This window comes from Pantoea sp. MQR6, assembly GCF_022761075.1.
Classification (GTDB): domain Bacteria; phylum Pseudomonadota; class Gammaproteobacteria; order Enterobacterales; family Enterobacteriaceae; genus Pantoea; species Pantoea phytostimulans.
Genome location: NZ_JAKYXB010000006.1, coordinates 142,958 through 154,836 on the forward strand (window position 1 = coordinate 142,958; position 11,879 = coordinate 154,836).

General features: G+C 51.9%; 11 protein-coding genes and 2 pseudogenes. 9 read left to right on the forward strand and 4 right to left on the reverse strand.

All coding sequences use genetic code 11. The features are described 5' to 3' along the window. Nucleotides 1-20: 20 nt before the first annotated feature. The 4 genes from MUG06_RS19620 (at nucleotide 21) to alsE (ending at nucleotide 2,883) form a co-directional block, all read left to right on the forward strand. A complete protein-coding gene (locus MUG06_RS19620) occupies nucleotides 21-461 on the forward strand; it encodes a PTS sugar transporter subunit IIA (RefSeq protein ID WP_243079762.1) in 441 nt (146 codons plus the stop codon). A gap of 19 nt (nucleotides 462-480) precedes the next feature. Further along, the gene (locus MUG06_RS19625) at nucleotides 481-747 is read left to right on the forward strand and encodes a PTS sugar transporter subunit IIB (RefSeq protein WP_243079763.1); all 267 of its coding nucleotides are present in this window, start codon (nucleotides 481-483) and stop codon (nucleotides 745-747) included. A gap of 152 nt (nucleotides 748-899) precedes the next feature. Beyond that, nucleotides 900-2,162, forward strand: a complete 1,263-nt coding sequence (locus MUG06_RS19630) for a PTS ascorbate transporter subunit IIC (RefSeq protein WP_215848041.1) — start codon at nucleotides 900-902, stop codon at nucleotides 2,160-2,162. Between the two features lie 43 nt (nucleotides 2,163-2,205). Continuing rightward, nucleotides 2,206-2,883 (forward strand): D-allulose 6-phosphate 3-epimerase, encoded by a 678-nt coding sequence (gene alsE / locus MUG06_RS19635; RefSeq protein WP_243079764.1) that lies wholly within the window; start codon nucleotides 2,206-2,208, stop codon nucleotides 2,881-2,883. 43 nt (nucleotides 2,884-2,926) lie between these two features. Here alsE and MUG06_RS19640 read toward each other — a convergent pair whose 3' ends face one another. Continuing rightward, nucleotides 2,927-4,267, reverse strand: coding sequence for an aspartate aminotransferase family protein (locus tag MUG06_RS19640; RefSeq protein WP_243079765.1), 1,341 nt, complete (start codon nucleotides 4,265-4,267; stop codon nucleotides 2,927-2,929). A 177-nt stretch (nucleotides 4,268-4,444) separates the two neighbouring features. Between MUG06_RS19640 and MUG06_RS19645 the strand changes: the two genes are divergently transcribed. Next, nucleotides 4,445-5,221: a DeoR/GlpR family DNA-binding transcription regulator gene (locus MUG06_RS19645; protein ID WP_243079766.1), complete on the forward strand. Its 777-nt coding sequence runs from the start codon at nucleotides 4,445-4,447 to the stop codon at nucleotides 5,219-5,221. On the opposite strand, the gene fdhD is transcribed toward MUG06_RS19645, so the two are convergent. Then, complete coding sequence (gene fdhD, locus MUG06_RS19650) at nucleotides 5,218-6,015, reverse strand: formate dehydrogenase accessory sulfurtransferase FdhD (protein WP_243079767.1); 798 nt, start codon at nucleotides 6,013-6,015, stop codon at nucleotides 5,218-5,220. The genes MUG06_RS19645 and fdhD overlap by 4 nt on opposite strands. A 223-nt stretch (nucleotides 6,016-6,238) precedes the next feature. On the opposite strand from fdhD, the pseudogene MUG06_RS19655 reads away from it, so the two are divergent. The 4 genes and pseudogenes from MUG06_RS19655 to MUG06_RS19670 all read left to right on the forward strand — a co-directional run bounded on the left by MUG06_RS19655 (nucleotide 6,239) and on the right by MUG06_RS19670 (nucleotide 8,631). Then, nucleotides 6,239-6,712: pseudogene (locus MUG06_RS19655) on the forward strand (formate dehydrogenase subunit gamma). After that, the gene (gene fdhE, locus MUG06_RS19660) at nucleotides 6,712-7,638 is read left to right on the forward strand and encodes a formate dehydrogenase accessory protein FdhE (RefSeq protein WP_243079768.1); all 927 of its coding nucleotides are present in this window, start codon (nucleotides 6,712-6,714) and stop codon (nucleotides 7,636-7,638) included. The pseudogene MUG06_RS19655 and the gene fdhE overlap by 1 nt, the downstream one beginning before the upstream one ends. 48 nt (nucleotides 7,639-7,686) lie before the next feature. Further along, entirely contained in the window at nucleotides 7,687-8,298 is a 612-nt protein-coding gene (locus MUG06_RS19665) for a glutathione S-transferase (protein WP_243079769.1), read from the forward strand. Between the two features lie 134 nt (nucleotides 8,299-8,432). Further along, nucleotides 8,433-8,631 (forward strand): annotated as a pseudogene (locus tag MUG06_RS19670) (type II toxin-antitoxin system ParD family antitoxin). A 33-nt stretch (nucleotides 8,632-8,664) separates the two neighbouring features. On the opposite strand, the gene glyS reads toward MUG06_RS19670, so the two are convergent. Together glyS and glyQ are read right to left on the reverse strand one after the other, a co-directional pair. Beyond that, entirely contained in the window at nucleotides 8,665-10,734 is a 2,070-nt protein-coding gene (gene glyS / locus MUG06_RS19675) for a glycine--tRNA ligase subunit beta (protein ID WP_243079770.1), read from the reverse strand. A gap of 9 nt (nucleotides 10,735-10,743) precedes the next feature. Further along, nucleotides 10,744-11,655, reverse strand: a complete 912-nt coding sequence (gene glyQ / locus MUG06_RS19680; RefSeq protein WP_215848047.1) for a glycine--tRNA ligase subunit alpha — start codon at nucleotides 11,653-11,655, stop codon at nucleotides 10,744-10,746. Between the last annotated feature and the right edge of the window lie 224 nt (nucleotides 11,656-11,879).

Consider the following 11,879-nt stretch of genomic DNA (forward strand, 5'->3'; position numbering starts at 1 on the left):
GCCACCAACGGAAACTCAAGATGCTTACTCAATGGCTTAACGCTGATGCGATTCATATCGTTGACGATGTTATCGACTGGCAAGACGCGGTACGTAAATCTGCTGAACCGCTGCTGGCACAAGGCGCGATTACGCCCGCTTACCTCGACGCTATCTTTACGTCACATGCTGAAATCGGCCCCTATTACGTGTTGGCGCCAGGATTAGCCATGCCGCATGCGCGACCAGAACAGGGCACACATAAAAATGGCCTGTCGCTGCTGCATGTGAAGAACGGCGTTAATTTTGATGCGGATGAAAACGATCCTGTCTACGTGGTGATTATGCTGTGCGCCCTCTCTGGCGAAGAGCATATCCAGATGATTACCGCGTTGGCTGAACTCTTCAGCGATGATTCACGCCTGCAACAGCTGTTGTCGGCAAATACCTTACCCGCCATTCAGGCGGTTATTCACTCGTAAATCACCAGAGATAACGAACATGAAAAAAGTACTGATTGTGTGTGGCAACGGTTTAGGCAGCAGCTTTATTGTTGAAATGAACGTGAAAAAGATTGTGGCGGAATTAGGTAAGGAAGCTGACGTCAGCCATACCGATTTAACCTCGGCCAAATCAGAACAGGCTGATCTGATTATTGCTGCCAAGGATATTGCCGAACAACTCGCAGGCCACAGCGCCCCCCTATTTGGTTTAACCAATTTATTGGATAACGCACGTATTAAAGAGATTTTGGCTGAAAACCTGTAATTACCTTATTTCAAAATCCTGACTCTTTTTCGCTGCAATAATTCGGCAAGCCCATCGCTGCTTACCACACAGACAAACGTGTTAATGCGCTAAATGGGCAAGGCCAATGCACATGCAACGTAAATTATGATGGATATTGCATGGAGCCGCTTATGCTGCAATTTATTATTAAGGATGTTCTTGGAACACCTGCAATACTTGTCGGCCTGTTTTCACTGATCGGTTTATTATTGCAAAAGAAACCGATCAGCGATGTTATTTCAGGCACGCTAAAAACCATCATGGGTTTTGTTATTCTTATTGCCGGGGCCAATTTAATTGCCGCCACGCTCACCATTTTCAGCCAACTGTTTGAACACTCCTTCTCGATTCAGGGCGTGGTGCCAAATACCGATGCAATGGCGGCGCTGGCGCAGAAGAATTACGGCACTGAAACCGCAATGATCATGGTATTCGGTATGCTGGTGAACATTTTGCTGGCGCGCATTACGCCGCTGAAATACATCTTCCTGACCGGCCATCACACCTTATATATGTCAGCGATGCTGGCGGTGATTTTGTCGGTGGGCGGCATCAGTGGTTTCTGGCTGGTGTTTATTGGTGCGCTGATTCTCGGCACCATGATGGTGGTTTCTCCCGCCATTTTGCAGCCGTTTACGCGTAAAATTACCAATTCAGATGATTTGGCACTGGGTCACTTTGGCTCAAGCGGCTATCTGCTGGCTGCGCTGGTCGGCAAAGTGGTGGGTAAAGGCAGCCCTTCCATTGAAGAGCTAAAAGTCCCTAAAACCCTGAACTTCCTGCGTGACTCTTCCGTTGCCATCTCGCTGACCATGATGATTCTGTTTATCGCGCTGGTGCTGGTGGCAGGCAAAACGTTCACGGAAACGCAAGTCAGTGACGGGCAGAACTTCATTGTCTTCGCCATCATTCAGTCAATCACTTTTGCCGCAGGCGTCTATATCATCCTTGCTGGTGTACGCATGGTGATTGCCGAAATCGTGCCAGCCTTTAAAGGCATTGCTGACAAACTGGTTAAAGACGCGAAACCCGCACTGGATTGCCCAACGGTATTCCCGTTTGCGCCAAACGCCGTGATTATTGGCTTTCTGTGTAGCTTTGCCGCTGGCCTGATCAGCATGTTTCTCTGCCCGCTATTTGGTTTGAGCGTCATTGTTCCCGGCCTTGTTCCGCACTTTTTCTGCGGAGCCACCGCAGGCGTGTACGGCAATATTACCGGTGGACGCCGTGGTGCGGTAATCGGCTCCTTCGTTCAGGGGTTACTGATCTCTTTCCTGCCCGCCATTTTGCTGCCGCTCATGGGCGATCTCGGTTTCGCTTCCACCACGTTTGGTGATGCAGACTTCGGTATTGTCGGCATTATTCTCGGCCATATTATCTCTTTCTTCCATTGAGGTGATGAGCGGCCCTAAGCCGCTCATATAATGAGGAATCACTATGATCGCCAAATTTTCCCCTTCGCTGATGTGCATGGATTTAACCCGCTTTCGCGAACAGATTGAAGCCATGAATAATTACGCAGCTTTTTATCATGTTGATATTATGGATGGCAGCTACGTTAAAAATATTACGCTGTCGCCCTTCTTTATTGAGCACCTGCGAAAAATCACAGACGTCCCGATTGATGTACATCTAATGGTTAATCATCCAGAAGATATTATTCCCATGTGCATTGAATCCGGTGCAGATATCATTAGCTTTCACCCGGAAACCGCGAACAATAAAATATTTCGCTTATTAACACAGATCAAAGAGGCGGGTCGGCGCTGCGGCGTGGTATTAAACCCGGCAACACCCGCTGATAGCATTCGAGAATATGCACATTTATTAGATAAAGTGACGGTAATGTCAGTTGATCCCGGTTTTGCCGGACAAAAATTCATCCCGGAAACGCTGGATAAAATTCGCAAATTGATTGAGATGCGTGAAGAGCATGGCTTTCACTATTTGACTGAGATAGACGGTTCCTGCAACGCCAAAACCTTTAAACAGGTCGCCGCTTCTGGCGTAGAGGTGTTTATCGTGGGGACATCCGGCTTATTCAATCTGGATAATGATGTCGCGGAAGCCTGGCAGAAGATGGAATCGATTTTCGCCCGCGAGACGGCGGCGTAACAGTAAACCGGCGGCAATTACGCCGCCGGTTTACATTTTCCTGTTATTTGCCTAATTCGCGCAGTGATTTGTCTAATGCGCCAACCAGCCAGTCAATATCGCTTTCCTGAAATGCCAACGGCGGGCGCAGCTTCAATACGTTGCCGTAAGGCCCGGCTACTGAAGTCAACACGCGATGCTCACGGAGTTTCTCAATCACGTTCAATGCCAGTGTTTTGTCCGGCGTTTTGCTGCTGCGATCTTCTACCAGCTCAAAGCCGATAAACAATCCGGCACCGCGCACGTCACCGACGCATTCAAATCGCGCCATTAATTTGCTCAACTCAGCGTGTAACTTCGCGCCCACTACGCGGCTGTGCTCTTGCAACCCTTCTTCTTTGATCACTTTCAATACCGCCTGCGCCGCCGCCATCGCCACGGGATTACCACCAAAGGTGTTGAAGTAAGGAATCTCGTCGCTGAACGCCGCCAGCACATCGCTTCTCGCCAGCAGGCCAGAAACAGGAATGCCGTTGCCCATCGGTTTACCGGTGGTAATCACATCTGGCACCACGCCATGACGACCAAAACCCCAGAACGCATCACCGGTTCGCCCAAAGCCTGGCTGCACTTCATCAGCGATAAAAATACCGCCGTTGGCATGTACCACATCGACCGCTTTTTTCAGGAAGCCACGCGGGTTAGGCAACACGCCGTCTGAGGAGAAAATCGAGTCCGCGAGGAAGCCAGCAAATTTAATGCCGTGTGCTTTCATGTCATCGATTTGCTTTTGAATTTCAGTGGCGAACCATTCGCCTAAATCTGGCGCATCGACACGATACGCATCCGGCGGCATCACTAAACGCGTGGTCGCAGCCAAAGGTTGACCGCTTCCCAACGCGGGCGACGCGCCTGATGTCAGTTCGCTGGTGCCGTGATACGCCTCTTTGGTAACAATGATGCCGGTTCCGCCGCTAAAGGCACGCGCTACGCGAATTGCCAAATCGTTGGCTTCTGAACCCGTGCACATATACATGGCGCGATCGATCTCATCCGGCGTGGTCGCCAGCAATTCTTCGCTGTAGTTGAGAATGTTTTCATGCAGATAACGCGTGTGGGTATTCAGCATTTTCATCTGCTGCGTGACCGCGTCAATCACTGCGGGATGACAATGCCCGATGCTCGCCACGTTGTTGTAAACGTCGAGATATTTATCACCCGCCGCATCCCACAAATATTGCCCTTCGCCGCGCACCAGATGCACCGGTTTGCGGTAGAACAGGCGATACGATTCGCCCAGCACTTTGCTGCGTTTATCGGTTAGCTTTCGCGTATCGACGTCCAGCGCCTCAGCATCTTCTGCCCGAAAACTGTTGGTATCCATGATGGTAGAACGCGTAACCATGATCACTCCCGTTGCGAAGGTAAAAGGGATGCAGCTGATAAAGCCATCTTGCCTGCTTTTATTTTAAATGCAACCAAATACACAAATACAACTAAATACACATGACGCCGTTACTGCGCTCAGGTAAGCTTAGGCAGATGTTCAAGGTATCTCTGAACGCTTCATAAGGAATTTTTCATGTTGCAGGAAACGCGCCTTCACCGTATTCGCGCCTTGTTGAGTACGCTCAATCAAGTCAGTACTGAGCGCATCATCAAAGAGCTGGGCATTTCACGTGAGACGGCGCGGCGCGACATCATTGAGCTGGAAGCCCAAGGGCTGGCGCGCCGGGTACATGGTGGTTTAGTGGCCATTGCTACGCAGCCGGAGCCGCCGCTAACCGTGCGTCGAGCAGCACAAGCGAAAGAGAAACAGGCGATAGCTCAAGCGGCAGCGCAATTATTACAGCCAGGTCAAACGCTGTTTCTGGATGCTGGCAGCACCACCACGTTACTGGCAGAAGCGCTACGCACCATGTCCGGCCTGACCATTTTGACCAACAGCTTGCAAGCCGCGCTGGCGCTTAGCGCGGGTGAAGAGCATGAGATCCTGAATAATCAGATTATTTTATTGGGCGGAAATATGAGCGCAGGCGCACATCAAACGCGCGGTGAGATTACCGTTGGCGAGATCATGCGTTATCGTGCCGATGTCGCCCTGCTTTCACCGGTTGGCATTGACGCAAAAAGCGGAGCAACCAGCTTTCATCTCCATGAAGCCGCCATTGCCCGCGCCATGGTGAACCAGTCAAAACAGTGCTATTTGCTGGCCGATCACAGCAAGTTAGGCGTGGTTAGCCGCACGGTGTACGCGCCACCGCAAGAGATTGATTTGTTGATTACCGATAATGGCGGCGACAAACCTGCGGCGCTTGAGGCGCTACACCAGGTTTTGCCGCAGGTGTTAATGGTTTAAATCAGCCGCTGTGGATGGGTGTAGATGGTCGCGCGACCCGGCTTGCTAAAGCCAACCAGTGTTAAATTGCACCGTTCCGCCACGTCAACGGCAAGGCGTGTTGCCGCAGAAACGGCAAACAAGATTTCAACGCCGCACATCGCTGACTTCTGCACCATCTCATAACTGGCGCGGCTGGAAACCAGCACCGCGCCCTGATTCCAGTGGGTTTGGCTGCGATAGCCCAACAGCTTATCCAGTGCCACGTGACGTCCAACGTCTTCACTCCCGCCCGCCAGTTCGCCGTTGGGTTGAATCCACGCCGCTGCATGCGTACAGCCGGTTCTCTGGCCAACCGGCTGAAAATCTTTCAGCTGCCCTAACGCCCGATCCAAATTAGCCAGTTCAAAAGTCTGAGTGAAAGGCAGCGGCGTGACCGGTTTACCAATCTGATCCAACTGTTCGACACCGCACACGCCGCAGCCCGTGCGGCCAGCTAACGCTCGGCGCTGCTCTTTTAGCGCCATAAAACGGCGGCTGGAAAGCTCAATCTGCACTTCTATGCCGTTGCAGTTCGGCACCACATCCAGACCAAAAATCTCGTTGGGCGCATCAATAATGCCTTCTGAAAGCGAAAAGCCCAGCGCGAATGCCTCAAGATCTTTGGGTGTCGCCATCATCACAACGTGCGAAATACCGTTGTAGACCAGCGCCACCGGCACCTCTTCCGCTAACCAATCGGCTTGTGATTGCGCTAAATCGCTGCGCTGCCAGACCTGGGTTTTTTGCAGCCCCACGATCTCGATCTCGTTCATGTCACTTTCCGCTTCGTTTCGTTTCACTTTGTCTTTGTCCGACTAAAACCACAATGAATAAAAGGCATTATCGCGTCGCTTTTCAAGCCACCGCTTATTCTGAACCCACACCGCAACGGCGACAAGCTAACAGCACAAAGCGGTAACGATAAAGAAACCCGTCATGAAAAAGCGCGATCGCTTTGTACGCTACACCGCGCATTAATCACTAAATTCTGGCGTTCTGCTTGGTGTTGGTGTCGTGATATTTACTGCATTCATACTGATGTTTATGTATTACTGGAAACATAACCCGGTTAACTGGAAAGATCGGTTCTGGGCAAAAAACATCGATAAAATCGTCCTGAACGAAGAGGACGGTGACACCGGTAGAGATAACTTTGGTCAGAAAGGTCGGTTCTGGGCTGCTATCATCAGCTTAGTCCTGCTGCTTGTCAGCGGCATTGTCATCTGACGCCCTTGCTTTGCTGGCGCGTTTGCCATTCCGTTGATTCGCCTGGCGTTGGTGGTGCATTCGGTGTCGGCAGCGGCACTGATTATCGTCATTATGGTGCACATTTATGCCGCGCTTTGGGTCAAAGGCACCCTTACTGCGATGGCGGAAGGCTGGGTCTCGTTAAACTGGGCGAGACAGCAGCATCCTCGCGGGTATCGTAAGCAGCGTAATCGGCCAAAAAAACAGGAAATACGCCCCTGATGAGTATTCGCATAATCCCGCAAGACCAGCCGGAGAAGAGCGATAAAACGACGGCGGAGATGATTCCGCCATTACTTTTCCCCAGGCTGAAAAATTTATACAGTCGACGCGCGGCGCGATTGCGCGATCTGGCGGCAAAAAATCCACTGGGTGACTATCTGCGCTTTGCCGCGGTCATTGCCGAGGCGCAAGAGATTGTCCTTTATGATCATCCGCTCCACATGGATTTGCATGCCCGACTGGTACAAAGCGCCAGCGAAGAGAAACCGCCGCTGGATATTCACACTTTGCCGCGTGACCTGCACTGGCACCGTTTGCTGCACTCGCTGATTGCCGAACTTAAACCAGAGATGAGCGGTCAGGCGCTGGCGGTGCTGGAGAATCTGGAAAAGGCGTCGGCAAGCGAGCTGGAAACGCTTGCCAGCGCGCTGTTTGCCGGTGAATTTGCGCAGGTCAGCAGCGACAAATCCCCGTTTATTTGGGCAGCGCTGTCGATTTACTGGGCGCAAATGGCGTCGCTGATCCCTGGCAAAGCGCGTGCCGAATATGGCGAACAGCGTCAGTTCTGCCCGGTTTGCGCCAGCAAGCCCGTTGCCAGCATCGTTCACATGGACCCTAACGACAGTTCACGCTATCTGCACTGCAATCTGTGCGAAAGCGAATGGTATGTTACATACAACAAATGTACTTATTGCGAGCAAACACGCGATCTGCATTACTGGTCGCTGGACAGCGAGCGAGCGGCAGTGAAAGCGGAAAGTTGTGGTGATTGCGGCACTTATCTCAAGCTGTTGTATCAGGAAAAAAATCCTGCGGTTGACCCCGTGGCGGACGATCTCGCCTCGCTGGTGTTAGATGCACGCATGGAACAGGAAGGTTTTGCTCGTAGCAGCCTCAATCCGTTCTTATTTCCGGGTGAACAGTAATTTTCAGGCAAGTCGTGTAGGTAGTTAAACGTCTATTGGAGGCCATTAATGAAACTGATTGGCAGCTATACCAGCCCGTTTGTACGTAAGATTTCCATCATCATGCTGGAAAAAGGCATCATATTTGAGTTCGTAAATGCATCGCCCTACAGCGATGAAAGCCACGTTCCTCAATACAATCCGTTAGGGAAAGTGCCTGCGTTGGTAGCTGACGATCAGCAGATCTGGTTTGATTCCTCAATTATTGCCGAATTCCTCGAACTCCGTGGCGACGCACCCGCGTTATTACCTGATGATCCCCTTGCAGCCTTACACATTCGCCAACTGGAAAAGCTGGCGGACGGCGTCAGCGATGCAGCTTTGGTGATCGTGCGGGAACAACTGCGTCCCGGCGATCTGCAATCTGAAGAGGTACTGCTGCGCAACCGTGAGAAAATTCAGCGTGGCCTCGATATGCTGGAAAAAAATGCCGCCGAGAAAAAACACCTCAACAGTGAGCAGGTTAACCTGGCCGATATCGCTGTGGGCTGCATGATTGGTTATCTCAACTTCCGCCGTGTGGTGCCTAACTGGTGCGTGAATCGCCCGGCGCTGGTCAAGCTGGCCGAAACGCTGTTTAAGCGCGAAAGTTTCGCGCGCACTACGCCACCTTCAGCCTGATCCATGACACATCGCCTGTTCAGCCTTGCCCAAAAATAAGCCAGGATGTAAGAAATACTCTTACATCAGATAACGATAGTGGCGCGTACCAGGCGTTTGATTTAGCTGATGAACTTCGTAAGTTTGTTGAATCACTGAATGAATCAGGCGACTGCCGTACGCAAAGCGAAATGGTGCGGGACGGGACGTGAAAAGCAGGCTAATACGCAACTGGACACCCTAAAAGCGCGATTAAAAGAAGGGGTGGAAAGTGGTGAGCCAGAAGAGTGGGACAGGAAAGCTTTTTTAAAAATGATTAAAGCCAGAATGCACCATAAAAAAGGGAGACGATGATCTTCGTCTCCCTTTTTAGATTATGAATTCAGCTTACTGCAACAGTGAAATGTCCGCGACCTGTAAGAACAGTTCACGCAATTTCGACAGCAGCGTCAAACGGTTAACGCGCACGGCGGGATCTTCTGCATTAACCATGACCTTATCGAAGAAGTTATCTACCGCTTCACGCAGTTGCGCCAGTTCAATTAGCGCATCCTGATAACGGCCTTCCGCGAAGTAAGGTTGCAGTTTACTGCTCAAAGCGGTCACGAAGGTCGCCAACTGGATCTCTTCATTCTCTTTCAGCAGCGAAGCCTGCACGCTGTCGTTCAGGGTTTCCGTCGATTTAGCCAGAATGTTAGACACACGCTTGTTGGCTGCTGCCAACGCTGCGGCAGCTTCCAGCGTACGGAAGTGCGATACCGCTTTCATGCGCGCATCAAAGTCAGCCGGACGCGTTGGACGACGCGCCAACACCGCTTGCAGCGTATCAATGCTGTGACCTTCTTCCTGATACCAGCTGCGGAAACGTCCCAGCATAAAGTCGATAACATCATCAACCGCTTTGGCATTGCTCAGCTTGGTACCATATAAACGCACAGCTTCTTCGGTCAGCGTTTGCAGGTCGAGCGGCAGGTTCTTCTCGACGATAATACGCAGCACGCCCAGCGCGGCACGGCGCAGCGCGAACGGATCTTTATCACCTTTCGGATGCTGGCCAATACCGAAAATACCCGCCAGCGTGTCCATTTTGTCAGCAATCGCCAATGCGCAAGCAACAGGGCTGGATGGCAATTCGTCACCCGCGAAACGCGGCTGGTATTGCTCGTTCAGCGCCACCGCGACGTCTTCGGCTTCGCCATCATGGCGCGCGTAGTGCATGCCCATCACGCCTTGGGTGTCGGTGAACTCAAACACCATATTGGTCATCAGGTCACACTTCGACAGCAAACCGGCGCGCGTCGCATGATTAACGTCTGCGCCAATCTGCGCGGCAATCCAGCCTGCTAAAGCCTGAATACGATCGGTTTTATCACGCAGCGTGCCCAGCTCTTTCTGGAACAGCACGGTTTCAAGGCGCGGCAGATTATCTTCCAGACGCTTTTTCCGATCGTTATTGAAGAAGAATTCCGCATCCGCCAGACGTGGGCGAACCACTTTTTCATTACCGGAAATAATCTGCTGTGGATCGCTGGATTCGATGTTGGTGACGAAAATGAAGTTCGGCAACAGGTTGCCGTCATTGTCGTAAACCGGGAAATATTTCTGGTCACCTTTCATGGTGTAAACCAGCGCTTCAGCCGGAACCTTGAGGAATTTCTCTTCAAAGGTTGCGGTCAGCACCACCGGCCACTCCACCAGCGAAGTCACCTCTTCCAGCAGACTATCGCTCAGGTCAGCGACGCCGCCCAATTGACGTGCCGCCGCTTCAGCATCCGCTTTGATCATCGCTTTACGCGTCTGATAATTTGCGATCACCTGGCCGCGTTTTTCCAAAATTTCTGGATACTGATCGGCATTCTCAAGCGTGATCTCTTTCTCGCCCATGAAACGGTGCCCGCGAATAATGCGTGCAGACTCAATACCTAAAATGGTGCCTGGAATCAGCTCATCGCCCAACAGCAGCGTCACGGTATGCACCGGACGCACGAACTGTACGTCGCTCGCACCCCAGCGCATCAGCTTTGGTACTGGCAGCTTGCTCAGCGCCGTGGCGATCATCGCCGGCAGCAGCGCTTGCGCCGTTTCACCTTTAACTTGCGCACGGTGAACCAGCCATTCGCCTTTGTCGGTGCTCAAACGTTCTGCTTGATCAACGGTAATGCCGTTGCCACGCGCCCAGCCTTCAGCCGCTTTAGTGGCATTGCCTTCGGCATCAAAAGCGGCGGCAATCGCCGGGCCGCGTTTTTCAACTTCACGATCTGGCTGTGCAGCACTCAATGTGGCGACTTTCAGCGCCAGACGGCGCGGCGAAGCAAACCAGCTCACTTCGCCGTGAGCCAGATTCGCTGCATCCAGTTCAGCGGTGACCTGAGCAGCAAAGGCTTCCGCCAGACTGCGCAGGGCTTTCGGTGGCAGCTCTTCGGTGCCAATTTCCACCAGGAAGGTTTTATCTGTCATGGCTGCCTCTTACTTTTTGTCTTTGCACATCGGGAAGCCCAGCGCCTCGCGGGAAGCGTAATACGCTTCAGCCACGGCTTTGGTCAGGGTGCGGATACGCAGAATATAACGCTGACGCTCGGTCACTGAGATCGCCTTGCGCGCATCCAGCAGGTTAAAGCTGTGTGCGGCTTTCAGAATGCGTTCGTAAGCGGGCAGCGGCAGCGGTTTTTCCAGCGCTAACAGCATCTGTGCTTCTTTCTCATACTGCTCGAAGCAGGAGAACAGGAAATCGACGTCGGCGTATTCGAAGTTGTAAGTAGATTGTTCTACTTCGTTCTGATGGAACACGTCGCCGTAAGTGGTTTTACCCAGCGGGCCATCGCTCCACACCAAATCGTAAACACTGTCGACGCTTTGGATATACATCGCCAGGCGCTCAAGGCCGTAGGTGATTTCACCGGTAACGGGTTTGCATTCCAGGCCGCCCACTTGCTGGAAGTAGGTGAACTGCGTCACTTCCATGCCGTTGAGCCAGACTTCCCAGCCCAATCCCCATGCGCCCAGCGTTGGGTTTTCCCAGTTATCTTCAACGAAGCGAATATCGTGCACCGTTGGGTCCAGACCCAGTTCTCTCAGCGACCCAAGATAAAGCTCCTGAATGTTGTCTGGAGAAGGCTTGATCATCACCTGGAACTGGTAATAGTGCTGTAAACGGTTCGGGTTTTCACCGTAGCGACCGTCGGTTGGACGGCGTGACGGCTGCACATAAGCGGTAGCAATCGGCTCTGGGCCGATAGCACGCAGGCAAGTCATTGGATGAGATGTGCCAGCGCCCACTTCCATGTCCAGCGGTTGAACGATGGTGCAGCCCTGACGCGCCCAGTAATCCTGCAAGGTCAGGATCAGGCCCTGAAAGGTCTTGGTATCAAACTTTTGCATGTTGAATTCGCACGCGATTCGGCTAGATGAAAAAAGAGTGCGCCAGTATACCCTTTGACCGCGTGTTGTGCAGCCGGAAATCCTGAGCGGCCTGGAACCTTTCCCCGGTGTCGATAGGATTAAGATAAGAAAATCGTATACGAAATAAATCCGCTCGACTTTTCAGCATTCTAATTCATCTTAAATACAATATTTTCAAAAACTTAAGATTAAAAAAACCCTTC